Source organism: Actinacidiphila paucisporea (genome assembly GCF_900142575.1).
GTDB classification, from domain to species: Bacteria; Actinomycetota; Actinomycetes; order Streptomycetales; family Streptomycetaceae; genus Actinacidiphila; species Actinacidiphila paucisporea.
This window is the reverse complement of sequence record NZ_FRBI01000006.1, coordinates 184,543-201,893: the sequence shown is the minus strand read 5'-3', so window position 1 is coordinate 201,893 and position 17,351 is coordinate 184,543. Positions and strand designations below refer to the sequence as shown.

Below are 17,351 nucleotides of genomic sequence, written 5' to 3'. Positions count from 1 at the left end.
ATGAGCAAGAGCGTCGTCGTCCTCGACTACGGATTCGGCAACGTCCGCTCGGCCGAGCGCGCCCTCGCGCACGCCGGCGCCGACGTCGAGATCACCGCCGACTTCGACAAGGCGATGCGGGCCGACGGCCTGCTGGTGCCCGGCGTCGGCGCCTTCGAGGCGTGCATGGCCGGGCTCAGGGGCGTACGCGGCGAGTGGATCGTCGGACGCCGGCTGGCCGGCGGGCGGCCGGTGATGGGCATCTGCGTCGGCATGCAGATCCTCTTCGCCCGCGGTATCGAGCACGGCGTCGAGACCGAGGGCCTGGACGAGTGGCCCGGCACCGTCGAGCCGCTGCAGGCCCCCGTCGTCCCGCACATGGGCTGGAACACGGTCAAGGCCGCCGAGGGCTCCCGGCTGTTCGCGGGCACCGACGACGACGCCCGCTTCTACTTCGTGCACTCCTACGCGGTCCGCAGCTGGGAGCTGGAGGCGCGCAGCGAGCGCATCAGCAGCCCGAAGGTCAGCTGGACCACCCACGGCGAGCCCTTCGTGGCCGCGGTGGAGAACGGCCCGCTGTGGGCCACCCAGTTCCACCCGGAGAAGTCCGGTGAGGCCGGCGCCCTCCTGCTCGCCAACTGGCTCGACACCCTCTAGCCCACCGACCCGACCCGACCCCACCCGCGAGGACGCACCCCGATGACCAAGCTCGAACTGCTCCCCGCCGTCGACGTACGCGACGGCCAGGCCGTACGCCTCGTGCACGGCGAGTCCGGCTCCGAGACGTCGTACGGCGACCCGCTCGCCGCGGCGCTCGCCTGGCAGGGCGCGGGCGCGGAGTGGCTGCATCTGGTGGACCTCGACGCGGCCTTCGGCACCGGCGACAACCGGGCGCGTATCGCCGAGGTGGCCCGCACCATGGACATCAAGGTCGAGCTGTCCGGCGGCATCCGCGACGACGACACGCTCGCCGCGGCGCTCGCCACCGGCTGCACCCGGGTCAACCTGGGCACCGCCGCGCTGGAGACCCCGGAGTGGGTCGCCAAGGTCATCGCCGAGCACGGCGACAAGATCGCGGTCGGCCTGGACGTGCGCGGCACCACCCTGCGCGGCCGCGGCTGGACCCGCGACGGCGGCGACCTCTACGAGACGCTGGCCCGGCTGGACTCCGAGGGCTGCGCCCGCTACGTCGTCACCGACATCGCCAAGGACGGCACCCTCCAGGGCCCGAACCTGGAGCTGCTCACCGGTGTGTGCGCGGCCACCGACCGCCCGGTCGTCGCGTCCGGCGGCGTGTCCAGCCTTGACGATCTGCGGGCCATCGCGTCTCTTGTTCCGCAGGGCGTGGAGGGCGCGATCGTCGGAAAGGCGCTCTACGCGAAGGCGTTCACGCTCGAAGAGGCCTTGGAGGCAGTGTCACGATGACCGGAACCCCCGCAGTACGGCGCGAGCAGTCCGACAGTCCGCTGGAGGAGACGATCGGCTTCGCCCGTGCCGTCGCCGCGGGGGACACGGTGCTGGTCGCCGGCACCATGCCGCTCGTCGACGGCGCGGTCAGAGGCGAGGGCAGCCCGTACGAGCAGACGCTGCTGGCCTTCGGCAACGCGCTGGCGGCACTGGAACCGTTCGGCCTGGGGCCGGACAGCGTCATCCGCACCCGGATGTACCTGAGCCACGCCCGGGACGCCGACGACGCGGGCCGCGCCCACCGCGAGCTGTTCGGTGACGTCCGCCCGGTCACCACGATGGTCCTGGTGGCCGGCTTCATGGACTCCCGGGTGCTGGTGGAAGTCGAGATCGAAGCTTTCCGAGGAGACACCGAATGACCCTCGCGGTGCGCGTCATCCCCTGCCTCGACGTGGACGGCGGCCGGGTCGTCAAGGGCGTCAACTTCCAGAACCTGCGGGACGCGGGCGACCCGGTCGAGATGGCCAGGCTCTACGACGCCCAGGGCGCCGACGAGTTGACCTTCCTGGACATCACCGCGTCCTCCGGCGACCGCCAGACCACCTACGACGTGGTGCGCCGCACCGCGGAGCAGGTCTTCATCCCGCTCACCGTCGGCGGCGGGGTGCGCAGCGCCGAGGACGTCGACAAGCTGCTGCGGGCCGGCGCCGACAAGGTCGGCGTCAACACCGCGGCCATCGCCCGGCCCGAGCTGATCCGGGAGATCGCGGAGCGCTTCGGGCGGCAGGTGCTCGTGCTGTCGGTGGACGCGCGGCGGGCCGCCTCCGGCGCCGGCTTCGAGGTCACCACGCACGGCGGTCGCCGCGGCACCGGCATGGACGCCGTCGAATGGGCCGAGCGGGCGGCCGAGTTGGGCGCCGGCGAGATCCTGCTCAACTCGATGGACGCGGACGGCACGAAGGACGGCTACGACACCGAGATGATCGCGGCGGTGCGCTCCCGGGTGTCCGTCCCGGTGATCGCCTCCGGCGGCGCGGGACGGCTGGCCGACTTCCCGCCGGCCGTCGCCGCGGGCGCGGACGCCGTACTGGCCGCGTCCGTCTTCCACTTCGGCGACCTGCGCATCCCCGAGGTCAAGTCCGCGCTGCGCGAAGCCGGGCACCCGGTGCGCTGAGGCCGGTCAGCGCCGCGTCCCGACCAGCACCGCCAGGTCGGGGGCCAGCGGGACCTCGACCGTACGCAGTGCCGGGTGGTCGAGCCAGTGCAGGCGGGCGGTGTCGGGGCGGCCGTCGTGGACCGGGGGCCCGCCCCGCGACGGGGTGAAGTCGTCGATGACCAGCACGCCGCCCGGCCGCAGCAGCGCGGCCGGGTCGGCCGCCGGGCCGTCCCCCTTGCCCTGGCCGCCGCCGTCCAGGACCAGCAGGTCGAAGGGGCCGTGCTCGGCGATCGCCGTCCAGTCGGCGTGCCGCACGGTGACCCAGGGCGCGAGGGCGCCGAAGAGGTCCGCCGCGGCCCCGGCCCGGGCGGCGTCCTGCTCGACGCTGACCGCCGAGGCGCCGCCCCGCATGCCGGAGACCAGCCAGGCCAGGCCGACCCCGCAGCCGGTGCCGGTCTCGCCGATGCGTTCCGCGCCCGCGGCGAGCGCGCGCAGCAGCCGGCCCTGCTCGGGCCGGCAGGAGTAGGGGAAGTCCAGCCGGGTCGCGGTGAGGGCGGCGCGCTCCACCAGGGGCGGCAGATCACCGGGGCCGCTGAGATGCGCACGGGTGCCGTCGAGAGACATGGCGGTCATCCTGCCGGGGCGGCAGGGGCGGACGGGCGCGATCAGGTGAGAAAGAAATATTGCGCAACTTCCATTGCGCAAATTTACTTGCACACCTAGCCTGGCGGCGTGACCGAACAGGAACGCTCCCAGCGCATCACCGACCTCGACGCCCTCAAGGTCTTCACCCACCCGCTGCGCATCCGCCTCTACCGGGCGCTGTTCACGGCCCGCACCGCGACCGCCTCCCACCTCGCCGACCAGGTCGACGAGGCGGTCTCACTGGTCAGCTACCACCTGCGGAAGATGGCCGCGCACGGCTTCATCGTCGAGGCCCCCGAGCACGGCACGGACGGCCGCGAGCGCTGGTGGAAGGTCTCCGCCGAGCGCGGGTTCTCCTTCCGCAGCGCCGACTTCGACGACCGGCCGGAAGGCGCGGCCGTGCTCGCCCAGGTCACCAGGCAGCTGCTCGCCACCCGCGCCGAGCGCTACGAGCAGTACCTGGACCAGCAGTCCGCCTGGCCCCGCGAATGGACCAACGCGTCCTTCTCCTCCGAGTTCATGCCGCTGCTCACCGCGGCCGAACTGCAGCAGATGGCCGAAGAGATCGGCGAGCTGATGCAGCGCTGGACCGACCGCGGCCGGGACGCGGAGGACGCGGGCGACACCGAGGGCCGCGAGCACGTGGCCGTCCAGATGTACGGCTTCCCCTACCGCCCCTGACCTGAGGACCGCTCATGACGGCGACCGTGACAACCGCCACCGGCTCCACCGCACGGCCCGCGTACCGCGACGGCAACGTCCTGCGCTGGCTCACCGCCTACACCGCGTCCCTCCTCGGCGACTCCGTCTACTTCGTCGCCCTCGGCTTCGCCGCCGCCAAGGTCGCGGCGCCCGCGCAGGTCGGCCTCGTCATGGCCGCGGGCGCGGTGCCGAGGGCCGTCCTCATGCTCGGCGGAGGAGTGATCGCCGACCGCTTCGGCCCGCGCCTGGTCGTCATCGGCAGCGACGCCGTCCGCTGCGCCCTGATCGTCGCCGCCGCCGCGGCGCTCGCGCTGGCGACGCCCGGACTGTGGCTGCTGGTCGCCGTCGCGCTGGTCTTCGGCGCCGTCGACGCGCTGTTCATGCCCGCGGTCGGGGCGCTGCCGCCCCGGATCACCACACCCGACCAACTGGCACGCCTGCAGGGCCTGCGCGCGCTGACCGTACGGCTCGGCACGGTCGTGGGGCCCCCGGTCGGCGGCCTCGCGATGGGCCTCGGCGGGGCGTCCGCCGCCTTCGCGGTCGCCGGCCTGCTCTTCGCCACGTCCGTCCCGCTGCTGCTCGGCACCCGCATCACCCCGCTGCCCACCACCGCGCCGGGCACCCGGGCGCCGGCCGCCCGGGAGCTGCGCGACGGGCTGCGCTACATCCGCCGCCACCGGGTGGTCGGCCCCCTGGTCCTGTCCGGCGCGCTCTGCGAACTCGGCCTCGTCGGGCCGCTCAACGTCGGCATGGTGCTCCTCGCGCAGGAACGCGGATGGGGCGCCGCGGGATATGGCTGGATCATCGCGGCGTTCGGCGCCGGGGCCGCGGCCAGCGCGCTGCTGCTCGCCGTACGCGGCCGGGTGCGCCGGGCCGGCGCCGTGCAGATAGCCGCGGTCTTCGTGGGGGCCGCGGCCGTCGGCACCATCGGCGTCGCCCCCGTCCTGACCGCCGCGGTCGCCGTCGCCTTCGTGGCCGGCCTGGTCTGCGGCATCTGCGGCGGGCTGGCCGCGGCCCTCATCCAGACGGCCACGGACGCCGCGTACCTCGGCCGCGTCACCTCCGTCATGAGCCTCACCAGCTTCGGCCTGGCCCCCCTGGCCTACCCCCTCTTCGCCGCCGCGACCGGCACCTTCGGCGCCCCCCACGTCTTCCTCACCAGCGCCACCCTCGCCGCCCTGGGCGGCACCTTCACCGCCTTCCTCCCCCACCTCCGCTCCGCGGAACTCCCCTCCTAAGGGCTGTCCCGTAATCCGCGGTGGACCAGCGCGCGGCGTCAGATGCGGTGCATCGCAAGGCGAAGGGTCGCCCTCATACCGGGTCGTATTCGGACGAGCCCGACAACGCAGCGAGGTGCCGTAGCTGTCGTCGCGCGCCCGCCGCGGATTACGGGACAGCCCTTAGCCACGACGGACCGGCACTGTGCCGGCGACAGACCGGGGCTGCCACCTCAGGGGCGCGTGGGGGTACCCCCAGGCGTTGCTCTGGGGGAGAACTGCGCCCCAGCCACACCGCACCGGCACTGTGCACGCAACAGAACGGGCCCCCGCGGCAGGCGGGAAGGGGGAACGGGCGGCTTACAGCCCGAGCTTGGCGGCGTGGGCTGCGCCCACGGCCGCCTTGTCGCCTTCGGCGACGACGTCGGCGGCGTCCTGGCGGCCGAAGGCGAAGAGGGTGAGCTCGGCGGGGGAGCCGGTGACCGTCACGACGGGGGAGCCGCGGTGGGCCACCACCGTCTGGCCGTCGGGCCGGCGCAGCACGAGGCCGACAGGCGAGCGCCGGCCCGTGACGCGCGCGACGCGTTCGAGCCGGGACCACAGCGCGTCGGCGAAGACCGGGTCGATCTCGCGCGGCGCCCAGTCGGGTTGCGCCCGACGCACGTCCTCGGCGTGGACGTAGAACTCCACCGTGTTGGACGCCTCGTCGAGCTGCTTGAGCGCGAACGGCGACAGCCGCGGCGGCCCGGTCCTGATCAGCTGGATCAGCTCCTCGTACGGCCGCCGCGCATACTCGCCGCGCACGCGTTCGAGCCGGGCCGCGAGCTGCGGGACGATGAGCCCGGCGGCGGCGTCCCCGCGGCGCTCGCGCACCACGACGTGCGCGGCGAGGTCCCGGGCGGTCCAACCCTCGCAGAGGGTCGGCGCTTCGGGCCCCGCGCTCTCCAGCAGGTCGGCGAGAAGCAGACGTTCACGCTGCGCATGGGTCGTCATGCCGCCAGGTTAACGACCGGCGGGCGCCGGCGCCCGCTTCCCGCGCCACCGCCGGTCAGCTCAGCTTGCTGTGCAGCTTCTTGCCGTTGGTCCCGTCGTTGAGGGTGAGGGAGCAGGTGACGGTGTTGCGGCCCTGCAGCTGATAGGTGATCAGCTGCGGGAACAGCACGTAGGAGTAGTAGTCGCCGCCGGCCGGCGCGTGCTTGGTGGCGTCGGCCTCGCACAGCGCGAACGCCTTCTTCTCGATGGCGTCCTCGGTCGCGAAGGTGCCGGACAGCGTCTTGTTGGCGATGGCCTGCGCGTCGTGCGCCGAGGAGCAGGACACCGTCCGGACGGTGGAGATGCCGGGCGTCATCGAGGGCGCGTCGAAGCACTTGCCGGGGTCGACCACCACGTACGGCATCTCCTCCCCGCTGGTCGCCGACGGCCGGGGCTCGTCGCTGCTCGACGGGAAGTCGGTCGGCAGGTCCAGGCTCGGGAAGTCCGAGGGCAGCGTGAAGGTGGGCATCGGCACGGTCGGAATCGTCGGCAGCGTGGTGAGCGTGGACGCCTTGGGGGTGTCCTTGGCGCTGGGCTTGTCGCTGCCGCCGCCGGACGCGGCGATGCCGCCGACGACCGCGCCGACCACGGCGACCGCGCCGACCGCGATCCACACGTTGCGCTTGGTGTGCTTGCGCGGCGGCTGCGGCGGCGGGTAGCCGCCGGGGTAACCGCCGCCGGGATAGCCGTAACCGGCGGGCGGGACCGGCGGTCCGGGCGGTCCGGGCGGCCCGTAGCCACCGCCCTGCGGCGGGTAGCCGTAGCCGTCGGCGGGCGGCGGGCCGTAGCCGTCGGCGGGCGGCGGCGGGCCGAAACCCTGCGGCGGCGGGCCGAACCCACCGCCCTGCTCGGGAGGCGGCGGCGGTCCATTGTGCGGCGGCGGTGGAAAACCCATGGTGGAAGGATGCCCCATACGGGTGACGTCGGCGGGTAACAACCCCGCGACAGGTGGGTGACGGCTCAATGTGCTTACCCTTTTTGCCGGTTGTCGACATCTTTCTCAGCCGGACGGCGCATCGGGCTCGGCCGGGAGGGGAGGCGGCGGGCCGTGCCGCGGGACCGCCGGCCGGACGCGGTTTCGGCCGCGGGCGCGTCCGGCGGCATCATGGGGGCATGTCCGCGACCTCGCTCGATCCCGCCATCGCCGCCCGCCTCAAGCGCACCTCCGACGGTCTGGTGCCCGCCGTCGCCCAGCAGTACGACACCGGTGAGGTGCTGATGCTGGGCTGGATGGACGACGAGGCGCTGCACCGCACGCTGACCACCGGCCGCTGCACGTACTGGAGCCGCAGCCGCGGCGAGTACTGGGTCAAGGGCGACACCTCGGGGCACGTGCAGCACGTGAAGTCGGTCGCGCTGGACTGCGACGGCGACACCGTGCTGGTGAAGGTCGACCAGGTCGGCCCGGCCTGCCACACGGGGGACCGCACATGCTTCGACTCGGGCGTGCTGCTGCCCGCGCCGGGCCTCGGCGCGGGCTGACAAGTCCCGTCCGTCAGGCCGTCACAGGCCCTAGTAAGGTCTGCGGCCATGGACCTCGATACGTTCCGCAAGCTGGCGGTGGACCGCCGCGTCATCCCGGTCAGCCGGCGGCTCCTCGCGGACGGCGACACGCCGGTCGGGCTGTACCGCAAGCTCGCGGCGGAGCGCGTCGGCACCTTCCTGCTGGAGTCGGCCGACACCAGCGGCGCGGGCGGCGGTTCCTGGTCGCGCTACTCCTTCGTGGGCGTGCGCTCCGCCGCGGCGCTGACCGCCGTCGACGGGCAGGCGCGCTGGCTGGGCACCCCGCCGGTCGGCGTCCCGGTCGACGGCGACCCGCTGGCCGCGCTGCGCGCCACCGTCGAGGCGCTGCACACCCCGCGCGACCTGACCGCGGGCATGCCGCCCTTCACCGGCGGCATGGTCGGCTATCTCGGCTACGACATCGTGCGCCGCCTGGAGCGCATCGGCGACAGCACGCACGACTCGCTGCGGCTGCCGGAACTGACGATGCTGCTGACCTCCGATCTCGCGGTGCTCGACCACTGGGACGGCACGGTGCTGCTGATCGCCAACGCGATCAACCACAACGACCAGGACACCGGCGTCGACGAGGCCTACGCCGACGCCGTCGCCCGCCTCGACGCGATGGAGGCGGACCTGGGCCGCGCCGTGCCGCAGCGGCCGACGGCGCTTCCCGCGTCGATCGAGTTCGGCGTCGGCTGGAGCTTCGGCGGCCCGCGCTACACGGACGCGGTCAAGGACATCAAGGAGCGCATCCACGCCGGCGAGGCCTTCCAGGTCGTCCTGTCGCAGGAGATGACGACCGAGTGCACCGCCAGTGCCCTGGACGTCTACCGGGTGCTGCGGACGACCAACCCGTCGCCGTACATGTACCTGCTGCGCTTCGACGGCTTCGACGTGGTCGGCTCCAGCCCCGAGGCGCTGGTGAAGGTCGCGGACGGCCGGGCGATGGTGCACCCGATCGCGGGCACCAGGCCGCGCGGGGCGACCCCGCAGGCCGACGCGGCGCTCGCCGAGGAGCTGCTCGCCGACCCCAAGGAGCGGGCCGAGCACCTGATGCTGGTCGACCTCGGGCGCAACGACCTGGGCCGGGTGTGCGAGCCGGGCAGCGTCGAGGTGGTCGACTTCATGTCGGTCGAGCGGTACTCGCACGTGATGCACATCGTCTCGACCGTCACCGGGCGGGTCGCCCCGGGGAAGACCGCCTTCGACGTGCTCACCGCGTGCTTCCCGGCCGGCACCCTGTCCGGCGCGCCCAAGCCGCGCGCGATGCAGATCATCGAGGAGCTGGAGCCGACCAGGCGCGGGGTCTACGGCGGCTGCGTCGGCTACCTGGACTTCGCCGGCGACTCCGACACGGCCATCGCGATCCGTACCGCGGTGCTGCGCGACGGCGTGGCCTACGTCCAGGCGGGCGCGGGCATCGTCGCGGACTCCGACCCGGACGCCGAGGACACCGAATGCCGCAACAAGGCCGCCGCGGTGCTGCGGGCGGTCGCGACGGCCAACGTGATGAACCACTGACGCCCCGCCGTTGACCTGCGGGGGGCGGCCGCCACACCGCCCCGCCCCGGACCCCGGTCGAGGCGTCCGGCTGCCGGCAGGGGATAGTGGACCGGTGACCTCCGTCCCGCAGCAGTCCCGCCCAGCCCCGGACCCCGCGCCCACCACCGAGCCGGACACCGCGCCCCGGCGTGCCGGGACGCGGACGCTGGCCGTCGCGCTGCCCGCAGGCGCGGTCGGGGCGAGCCTGGTGCTGGTCGCGGCGGGCAAGACCTGGTCGCGCGGTGCCGCCGCCCTCGGCGCCACCCGGCTGCCGGTGCACGCCACCGGCACCGACACCACCGCGCTGCCCGGCGCGCTCGCCCTGGTCGGGCTGGCCTCGCTGGTCGCCGTCTTCGCCGTCCGCAGGGCCGGCCGCTACGCCGTCGCCGCGCTGCTCGCCCTCAGCGGGCTCGGCGTCGTCGTCACGGCGCTGTCCAGGCGCGGCGACCACGCGGCGATCAACAGCGCCGCCGGTACGGCCGCCGGCATCGCCCGCACCACCGCCGAGCACACCTCCACCACCGCCTGGCCGCTGGTCTCCGCCGCCGGCGGCGCCCTGCTGCTGCTGGCCGGCCTGCTCGCGCTGCGCTACGGACCGGCCTGGCCCGCGATGTCCAGCCGCTACGACCGCCCCGGCACCCGCCGCCCGGTCCGCGCCAGGGCCGCCGCCTCCGCCGCCGCGGCGGGCCGCCCGGCCGCCGTCGACCCGGACCGGGCCGAGGACCTGTGGAAGGCCCTCGACCGCGGCGAGGACCCGACCCAGGCGTAGCCCGGGTCGGCGCACGCGGGACCCGCGCGGACGGCGCGCCCGACCCCCGTGCGAGGTTCGCTGCCGATACGCGCAACAATGGGGGACGACGTGGAAGGCGACGGTCGCCTCCCACCGGGAGCATCAGGGAGTATTCATGGCGGCCCACTACGACCACGGACACACCCCGGCCGCGTGGACCGGATCGATCATCTCCTTCGTCGGCTTCTGCGCCGGCGGGGCGTTCATGGTCGCCGCACAGCCGGTCCCCTTCTGGGGCAGCATGGGCGTGATACTGCTGGGCCCGCTGGTCGGCGGGATCATGAAGATGATGGGTCTCGGCCGCAAGGTGGAGCCGTACGCGCACAGCGAGGCCGTGCGCACCGAGGAGCAGCCGCAGGAGCAGGCCGCCGCGCACGCCGGCGCCTGACCCCGCCCGTCCCGCCACCTGGCGCAGCGGTCCGCTGCGCCTTCGCGTGTCCGGGGGCAGAATCGTCGCCGTGACCACTCTCCGGGCCGCGGCGGCCACCACCGGCCGGCACGGCACGCTGCGGGCGGTCGCCGTACCGCTCGGCGTGCTCGGCGCCGTCGCCGCGGGCTTCTGCTACGTCGCCGCCGTCGACCCCGGGCAGCCCGGCCACTACCCGGCCTGCCCGCTGCTGTACTACACGGGCGTCTACTGCCCCGGCTGCGGCGGCCTGCGCGGCGCCCACGCGCTGGCCCACGGCCACCTCGGCACCGCGATCGGCTGCAATGCCGCGGCCGTCGCCGGATACGCGGTCTTCGCCGTCGTGTGGACGCTCTGGTTCAGCCGCACCCTGCGCGGCAGGCGCTTCGACCCGGCACTGTCCCCGGGCGCGCTCTACGCGCTATGCGGGCTGCTGCTGGCCTTCACCGTGGTCAGGAACCTGCCGTTCGGTGCCGCGCTCGTCCCCTGACCGGTCCACCGGGCGGGGCAAGATTGTCCAGGGGATGGGACCGCCGATCACCGGATGAGGGATGGCGGGTCGCCGCCCGATACCATCGCAGTGCCGGAGGTTTCCGCCACCGGCCGAACATTTCGCAGCACGGCCGGCCGGAAAGGGAGCCTCGCGTGAGTGTGCTCGACGAGATCATCGACGGAGTCCGCGCAGACCTCGCCGAACGGCAGGCACGGGTCTCCCTCGACGAACTCAAGGAGCGCGCCGCCAGGGCGCGGGACGCCAAGGACGGGGTCGCCGCCCTGCGCGGCGAGGCCGTCAAGGTCATCTGCGAGGTCAAGCGGTCCAGCCCGTCCAAGGGCGCGCTCGCCGCGATCGCCGACCCCGCGGGCCTGGCCGCCGACTACGAGGCGGGCGGCGCCGCCGTCATCAGCGTCCTCACCGAGCAGCGCCGCTTCGGCGGCTCGCTGGCCGACCTCGAAGCCGTACGTGCCAAGGTCGACATCCCGGTGCTCCGCAAGGACTTCATCGTCACCGCCTACCAGCTGTGGGAGGCCCGCGCCTACGGCGCCGACCTCGCGCTGCTGATCGTCTCCGCGCTCGACCAGCCCGCGCTGGTCTCGCTCATCGAGCGGGCCGAGTCCATCGGGCTCACCCCGATCGTCGAGGTCCACGACGAGGAGGAGGCCGGCCGGGCGGTGGACGCGGGCGCGCGCATCATCGGTGTGAACGCGCGCGACCTGAAGACCCTGGAGGTCGACCGGGGCAACTTCGCGCGGATCGCCCCCGAGATCCCCGACCACATCGTGAAGATCGCCGAGTCCGGTGTCCGCGGCCCGCACGACCTGATCGCGTACGCGAACGACGGCGCCGACGCGGTGCTCGTCGGCGAGTCGCTGGTCACCGGGCGCGACCCCCGCACGGCGGTGGCCGATCTGGTCGCCGCGGGGGCCCACCCGGCACTGCGCCCCGGCCGCGACCAGTAGAGTGCGTGGCGTGTCCCTGGAATCGCGCCTCGCCCCCGGCTGCCGCCCCCGCGGCTGCCGCGCCCCCGCGCGCCGCGTGCTGGGCCGCCGGGTGCGGTACGTGATCGGGTGCGAGCCCGGCCAGGTGAACGGCAGGCGATGGCGCCGCGGCTGAGCCGCGCACCAGTCCGCGTACAGCCGTAGGTACGGCCCGCGGTGCCGTACTGCCCCAGAAACCATGACCAGGGGACACCCATGCCAGAAAAACCTGACTTCTTCCTTCCCGACCCGGAAGGCCTCAGCCCCAGCCCTGAGGGCTACTTCGGCGCCTTCGGCGGGAAGTTCATCCCGGAGGCGCTGGTCGCCGCCGTGGACGAGGTCGCCGCGGAATACGAGAAGGCGAAGGCCGACCCGGCCTTCGCGGCCGAGCTGAACGAGCTGATGGCCAACTACACCGGGCGGCCCAGCGCCCTGACCGAGGTGCCGCGGTTCGCCGAGCAGGCGGGCGGGGCCAGGGTCTTCCTGAAGCGGGAGGACCTGAACCACACCGGCTCGCACAAGATCAACAATGTGCTGGGCCAGGCGCTGCTGACCCGGCGGATGGGCAAGACCCGGGTCATCGCCGAGACCGGCGCGGGCCAGCACGGGGTCGCCACGGCCACCGCGTGCGCGCTGTTCGGCCTGGAGTGCACGATCTACATGGGCGAGGTCGACACCAAGCGGCAGGCCCTGAACGTGGCGCGGATGCGCATGCTGGGCGCCGAGGTCGTCTCGGTGACCTCCGGCAGCCGCACCCTGAAGGACGCGATCAACGAGGCCTTCCGCGACTGGGTCGCGAACGTCGACCGCACGCACTACCTGTTCGGCACCGTCGCGGGGCCGCACCCCTTCCCGGCGCTGGTGCGCGACTTCCACCGGGTCATCGGCGTCGAGGCGCGGCGGCAGCTGCTGGAGCGGACCGGGCGGCTGCCCGACGCGGCCGTGGCCTGCGTCGGCGGCGGCTCCAACGCCATGGGCCTCTTCCACGCCTTCCTGCCGGACGCGGGCGTCCGGCTGGTCGGCTGCGAGCCGGCCGGCCACGGCGTGGAGACCGGCGAGCACGCGGCGACCCTGACCGCGGGCGAGCCCGGCATCCTGCACGGCTCGCGCTCGTACGTCCTGCAGGACGACGAGGGCCAGATCACCGAGCCCTACTCGATCTCCGCGGGCCTGGACTACCCGGGTGTCGGGCCGGAGCACGCCTACCTCAAGGACAGCGGCCGCGCCGAATACCGCGCCGTGACCGACGACGCGGCCATGCAGGCGCTGCGGCTGCTGTCCCGCACCGAGGGCATCATCCCCGCCATCGAGAGCGCCCACGCGCTGGCCGGCGCCCTGGACCTGGGCCGCGAGCTGGGCCCCGACGCGCTGCTGCTGGTGAACCTCTCGGGACGCGGCGACAAGGACATGGACACCGCGGCCCGCTACTTCCGGCTGTACGACTCCGACACGGAGGTCGCCGCCGACGCCGCCGACATCGCCGAGATCGAGAGGGACGCCAAGTGAGCGGGACCGTCGAACTGCTCCGTGAGGCCCTCGCGACGGCGAAGGCCGAGAACCGCGCCGCCCTCATCGCCTACCTGCCGGCCGGCTTCCCGACCGTTGACGGCGGCATCGCCGCCGTCAAGGCGGTCTTCGACGGCGGCGCCGACATCGTCGAGGTCGGGCTGCCGCACAGCGACCCGGTGCTGGACGGACCGGTCATCCAGACCGCCGACGACATCGCGCTCAAGAACGGCGTCCGCATCGCCGACGTGCTGCGCACCGTCCGCGAGGCGTACGAAGCCACCGGCAAGCCGCTGCTGGTGATGACGTACTGGAACCCGGTCGACCGCTACGGCGTCGAGCGCTTCGCCGCCGAGCTGGCCGAGGCCGGCGGCGCCGGCTGCATCCTGCCCGACCTGCCGGTCGAGGAGTCCGCCGGGTGGCGCGCGGCCGCCGAGCGGCACGGCCTGGCCACGGTCTTCGTCGTCGCGCCCTCCAGCAGGGACGAGCGGCTGGCCAAGATCACCGCGGCCGGGTCCGGTTTCGTCTACGCGGCCTCGCTGATGGGCGTCACCGGCACCCGCGCGAGCGTCGGCGAGCAGGCGGCGGGCCTGGTCCGGCGCACCCGGGCCACCACCGATCTGCCGGTCTGCGTCGGCCTCGGCGTCTCCGACGCCGTCCAGGCCGCCGAGGTCGCCGCCTTCGCCGACGGCGTGATCGTCGGCTCGGCCTTCGTCAAGCGCATCCTGGACGCCGGCGGCGACGAGGCGGCCGGGCTCGCCGCGGTCCGCGCGCTGGCCGCCGAACTGGCCGAAGGCGTGCGCAAGCGGGCCTGACGATCACCCGTGGGAGCGGGTTTTGTCACTCCCGCGAGCGAAAAACGGTGGGGGGAGGCGCTGAGCGCCTCCCCCCACCGTTGCGCTGGGCGTGAGCCAACGCAACAGTGACGGAAAGCGCAGCGCCCGCGAGGCCCTGCAGGAACAGCGCGCCAGGGAAGCGTCCCGCGCCAAGGTCAGGCGGACCGTGGTGGTGGCGAGCGGGTTGGTGGCCGTCCTCGCCATCGCCGCGGTGATCGGGGTGGTGGCCTCCAACCGCCACTCGGACACCGCCGCCCGGGCCGGCACCGCGGCCGCGGCCCCCACCGGGGCCACCGGGACGGACAGCCTGGTGATCCCGGTGGGAGCCCCCGAGGCGCCCTCGACCCTCACCATCTACGAGGACTTCCGCTGCCCGGCCTGCGACGCGTTCGAGAAGCAGTTCACGCCCACCATCCACAGCCTGGAGGACAGCGGGCAGATCAGGACCGAATACCACCTGGTCACCCTGATCGACGGCAACCTCGGCGGCACCGGCTCGCTGAACGCCGCCAATGCGGCGGCCTGCGCCCAGGACGCCGGCAAATTCCGCGCCTACCACGACGTCCTCTACGCCAACCAGCCCGACGAGCAGGACGACAAGTTCGGCCACACGAGCACCCTGCTGGACCTCGCCGACCAGGTCCCCGGGCTGAAGACCACCACCTTCACCGACTGCGTGCATCAGGGCACGCACGATTCGTGGGTGAAGCAGTCCAACGCGGCCTTCGGCAATTCGGGCTTCGACGCCACGCCGACGATCCTGCTGAACGGCAAGAGCATCTACGGGCAGAATTCCGCGCTCACCCCGGACAGCCTCAAGCAGATGGTGGCCACCGCGAACAAGGGAAAGCAGCCGGCGAAGGTCACCGCCACCCCGTCCTGAACCGGCTTCCCGCGCCCCGCGGGACACGGCACCGTGCGCCCGCCGTTATCCAGACGTAGCCGGGCGGGATGCCGCCCACCCGTCCGGCAGGGTAGCGTCGGACATTGCCATGGAACTCGCATTCATCCCCAGCCCCGCGCACGGCGTCGTCCATCTCGGACCGATCCCGCTGCGCGGCTACGCGTTCTGCATCATCGTCGGCGTCTTCGTTGCCGTCTGGTACGGCAACAAGCGCTGGCTCGCCCGCGGCGGATCGGCTGGCACGGTCGCCGACATCGCCGTGTGGGCGGTGCCGTTCGGCCTGATCGGTGGCCGGCTCTACCACGTGATCACCGACTACGAGCTGTACTTCACCGACGGCAAGGACTGGGTCGACGCCTTCAAGGTGTGGCAGGGCGGGCTGGGCATCTGGGGTGCCATCGCCTTCGGCGCGCTGGGCGCCTGGATCGGCTGCCGCCGCCGCGGCATCGCGCTGCCGGTGTACGCCGACGCCATCGCGCCGGGCATCGCCTTCGCGCAGGCCATCGGCCGCTGGGGCAACTGGTTCAACCAGGAGCTGTACGGCGGGCCGACCACCCTGCCGTGGGGCCTGAAGATCGACGCCGCGCACCGGCCCGACAACACGCCGGACCTGGTCACGTACCACCCGACGTTCCTGTACGAGTCGCTGTGGTGCGTCGGGGTCGCGCTGCTGGTGATCTGGGCCGACCGGCGCTTCAAGCTCGGGCACGGCCGCGCCTTCGCGCTCTACGTCGCCGCCTACACGGTGGGCCGGGCGTGGATCGAGCACATGCGGGTCGACTACGCGCACCACATCCTGGGCATGCGTCTCAACGACTGGACGGCGATCGTGGTCTTCGCCGGCGCCGTCGTCTACCTGGTGCTCTCCGCCCGGATGCGTCCGGGCCGCGAGGAGACCGTGGAGCCGGTCCCCGCCGGGGACGCGGCCGTGGCCGCGGGCGGGACCGAGGACACCGCGGCCGAGGCCGACGGGACCGCGACCGACCTGGTGAAAGAGTCCGCCGCCGATCCCGCGGTGGACGCGGCCGGTGGCACGCGGGAGCCGTCGCAGGACGCCGAGCAGGCCGGTGACGAGCAGCCCAAGGCCGCCGCCGGAGGGGCCGGCGGACCGGTCACCCCGTAGTTTCCGCAGGTCAGGTCAGCCTTTCCTTGCTGGCGGACACCCCGCGTTCGCAGGTACGGTCGAATCCGTTTTCACAGTGGACGCGGCCGCACGGCCGCGCGGGGGAGGGTGAACCGTATGACCAGCGCCGCCGTCGAGAAGGCCGCCGCCACGCCGTACCACGTCCCCCACCATGTGCACAGGGACGTGACCGGCGGGTGGCTGCGGCCCGCGGTCTTCGGGGCGATGGACGGCCTGGTGTCCAACCTCGCACTGATGACCGGAGTGGCCGGCGGTGAGGTGAACTCCCGCACCCTGGTCGTCACCGGCCTCGCGGGCCTGGCGGCCGGCGCCTTCTCCATGGCCGCGGGCGAGTACACCTCGGTGGCCTCCCAGCGCGAGCTGGTCGAGGCCGAGCTGGCCGTCGAGCGGATCGAGCTGGACCGGCACCCCGAGGACGAGCTGCGCGAGCTGGCCGCCCTCTACGTGGCGCGCGGGGTGGAGCCGGCGCTGGCGCACGAGGTGGCCAGGCAGCTGTCCGTCGACCCCGAGCAGGCGCTGGAGATCCACGCCCGCGAGGAGCTGGGCGTGGATCCGAACGACCTGCCCTCGCCGCTGCTCGCCGCCGGCTCGTCCTTCGTGTCCTTCGCGCTGGGCGCGCTGCTGCCGGTGCTGCCCTACCTGCTGGGCGCCGACGTGCTGTGGCCCGCGGTGCTGCTCGCCCTGGCCGGGCTCTTCGGCTGCGGCGCCGCTGTGGCGCGGGTCACCGCCAGGGCCTGGTGGTACGGCGGTCTGCGACAGCTGGCCTTGGGTGCCGCGGCCGGCGGAGTTACCTTCGTACTGGGCGCTCTCATCGGCACCGCCGTCGGCTGAGCCGGCGCCCACCGGGAGGCCGTCGGCCACAAGCCTCGTGTTTCCCTGTCGTTTCAGCCGCCACCACACGGGGCATCACCCGGTAACGCACCGGCAGAGCCGCCAGGGCACGCGTCGGATTCGTCGGTCGAACCCCGGTCAGACGCTGGCCCGATAGGGCTGCTCCACCCCCGTGGAACGTCCACATGCTGGAATTGAGTATCCGCTTCTCGAACACTCGGCCATCATGTAACCTGCACGAAATCGCAGAGGGCCAACGTCGTCCCTGTTGC

General features: G+C 73.5%; 21 protein-coding genes. 18 read left to right on the top strand and 3 right to left on the bottom strand.

Annotated features, from left to right (window positions below):
* The 4 genes from hisH to hisF are packed head-to-tail and all read left to right on the top strand — an operon-like array spanning position 1 to position 2,560.
* The gene (gene hisH, locus BUE44_RS12345) at positions 1-636 is read left to right on the top strand and encodes an imidazole glycerol phosphate synthase subunit HisH (protein ID WP_073497225.1); all 636 of its coding nucleotides are present in this window, start codon (positions 1-3) and stop codon (positions 634-636) included.
* 42 nt (positions 637-678) lie between these two features.
* Positions 679-1,404, top strand: a complete 726-nt coding sequence (gene priA / locus BUE44_RS12340; protein ID WP_073497223.1) for a bifunctional 1-(5-phosphoribosyl)-5-((5-phosphoribosylamino)methylideneamino)imidazole-4-carboxamide isomerase/phosphoribosylanthranilate isomerase PriA — start codon at positions 679-681, stop codon at positions 1,402-1,404.
* Positions 1,401-1,805 (top strand): Rid family hydrolase, encoded by a 405-nt coding sequence (locus BUE44_RS12335; RefSeq protein WP_073497221.1) that lies wholly within the window; start codon positions 1,401-1,403, stop codon positions 1,803-1,805. The genes priA and BUE44_RS12335 overlap by 4 nt, the downstream gene beginning before the upstream one ends.
* Entirely contained in the window at positions 1,802-2,560 is a 759-nt protein-coding gene (hisF, locus tag BUE44_RS12330; protein WP_073497219.1) for an imidazole glycerol phosphate synthase subunit HisF, read from the top strand. Before BUE44_RS12335 ends, hisF begins: the two co-directional genes overlap by 4 nt.
* A gap of 6 nt (positions 2,561-2,566) precedes the next feature.
* On the opposite strand, the gene BUE44_RS12325 is transcribed toward hisF, so the two are convergent.
* The gene (locus BUE44_RS12325) at positions 2,567-3,166 is read right to left on the bottom strand and encodes an O-methyltransferase (protein ID WP_073497217.1); all 600 of its coding nucleotides are present in this window, start codon (positions 3,164-3,166) and stop codon (positions 2,567-2,569) included.
* 108 nt (positions 3,167-3,274) lie between these two features.
* Between BUE44_RS12325 and BUE44_RS12320 the strand changes: the two genes are divergently transcribed.
* Together BUE44_RS12320 and BUE44_RS12315 are read left to right on the top strand one after the other, a co-directional pair.
* Positions 3,275-3,868 (top strand): winged helix-turn-helix domain-containing protein, encoded by a 594-nt coding sequence (locus tag BUE44_RS12320; protein ID WP_073497215.1) that lies wholly within the window; start codon positions 3,275-3,277, stop codon positions 3,866-3,868.
* A gap of 14 nt (positions 3,869-3,882) precedes the next feature.
* Positions 3,883-5,127, top strand: coding sequence for an MFS transporter (locus BUE44_RS12315; RefSeq protein ID WP_073497213.1), 1,245 nt, complete (start codon positions 3,883-3,885; stop codon positions 5,125-5,127).
* A gap of 339 nt (positions 5,128-5,466) precedes the next feature.
* On the opposite strand, the gene BUE44_RS12310 is transcribed toward BUE44_RS12315, so the two are convergent.
* Entirely contained in the window at positions 5,467-6,099 is a 633-nt protein-coding gene (locus tag BUE44_RS12310; protein WP_073497211.1) for a TIGR03085 family metal-binding protein, read from the bottom strand.
* Between the two features lie 55 nt (positions 6,100-6,154).
* On the bottom strand, positions 6,155-7,033 hold the full coding sequence (locus BUE44_RS12305) for a hypothetical protein (RefSeq protein ID WP_073497209.1): 879 nt from the start codon (positions 7,031-7,033) through the stop codon (positions 6,155-6,157).
* Between the two features lie 218 nt (positions 7,034-7,251).
* Here BUE44_RS12305 and hisI point away from each other — a divergent pair, with 218 nt between their 5' ends.
* The 12 genes from hisI (at position 7,252) to BUE44_RS12245 (ending at position 17,079) form a co-directional block, all read left to right on the top strand.
* Positions 7,252-7,620: a phosphoribosyl-AMP cyclohydrolase gene (hisI, locus tag BUE44_RS12300; RefSeq protein WP_073497206.1), complete on the top strand. Its 369-nt coding sequence runs from the start codon at positions 7,252-7,254 to the stop codon at positions 7,618-7,620.
* Positions 7,621-7,668: 48 nt separating this feature from the next.
* Positions 7,669-9,165: an anthranilate synthase component I gene (locus BUE44_RS12295; RefSeq protein WP_073497204.1), complete on the top strand. Its 1,497-nt coding sequence runs from the start codon at positions 7,669-7,671 to the stop codon at positions 9,163-9,165.
* 94 nt (positions 9,166-9,259) lie between these two features.
* Positions 9,260-9,955, top strand: coding sequence for a TIGR02234 family membrane protein (locus BUE44_RS12290; RefSeq protein WP_073497202.1), 696 nt, complete (start codon positions 9,260-9,262; stop codon positions 9,953-9,955).
* Between the two features lie 136 nt (positions 9,956-10,091).
* A complete protein-coding gene (locus BUE44_RS12285; protein WP_079189677.1) occupies positions 10,092-10,364 on the top strand; it encodes an HGxxPAAW family protein in 273 nt (90 codons plus the stop codon).
* A gap of 70 nt (positions 10,365-10,434) precedes the next feature.
* Entirely contained in the window at positions 10,435-10,872 is a 438-nt protein-coding gene (locus BUE44_RS12280; RefSeq protein WP_073497200.1) for a DUF2752 domain-containing protein, read from the top strand.
* 155 nt (positions 10,873-11,027) lie between these two features.
* Positions 11,028-11,840, top strand: a complete 813-nt coding sequence (gene trpC / locus BUE44_RS12275) for an indole-3-glycerol phosphate synthase TrpC (protein ID WP_073497198.1) — start codon at positions 11,028-11,030, stop codon at positions 11,838-11,840.
* A gap of 10 nt (positions 11,841-11,850) precedes the next feature.
* Positions 11,851-11,994: a tryptophan biosynthesis modulator TrpM gene (gene trpM / locus BUE44_RS37845; protein WP_200804402.1), complete on the top strand. Its 144-nt coding sequence runs from the start codon at positions 11,851-11,853 to the stop codon at positions 11,992-11,994.
* Positions 11,995-12,074: 80 nt separating this feature from the next.
* Positions 12,075-13,364, top strand: coding sequence for a tryptophan synthase subunit beta (gene trpB / locus BUE44_RS12265; protein ID WP_073497193.1), 1,290 nt, complete (start codon positions 12,075-12,077; stop codon positions 13,362-13,364).
* Positions 13,361-14,179: a tryptophan synthase subunit alpha gene (gene trpA, locus BUE44_RS12260; protein WP_073497191.1), complete on the top strand. Its 819-nt coding sequence runs from the start codon at positions 13,361-13,363 to the stop codon at positions 14,177-14,179. Before trpB ends, trpA begins: the two co-directional genes overlap by 4 nt.
* 91 nt (positions 14,180-14,270) lie before the next feature.
* Positions 14,271-15,083: a DsbA family protein gene (locus tag BUE44_RS12255; RefSeq protein ID WP_073497189.1), complete on the top strand. Its 813-nt coding sequence runs from the start codon at positions 14,271-14,273 to the stop codon at positions 15,081-15,083.
* Between the two features lie 109 nt (positions 15,084-15,192).
* Positions 15,193-16,227 carry a prolipoprotein diacylglyceryl transferase gene (gene lgt, locus BUE44_RS12250; protein WP_073497187.1) on the top strand — a complete coding sequence of 345 codons (1,035 nt, stop codon included), beginning with the start codon at positions 15,193-15,195 and terminating at the stop codon, positions 16,225-16,227.
* Positions 16,228-16,344: 117 nt separating this feature from the next.
* Positions 16,345-17,079: a VIT1/CCC1 transporter family protein gene (locus tag BUE44_RS12245; protein WP_073497185.1), complete on the top strand. Its 735-nt coding sequence runs from the start codon at positions 16,345-16,347 to the stop codon at positions 17,077-17,079.
* Positions 17,080-17,351: the final 272 nt, after the last annotated feature.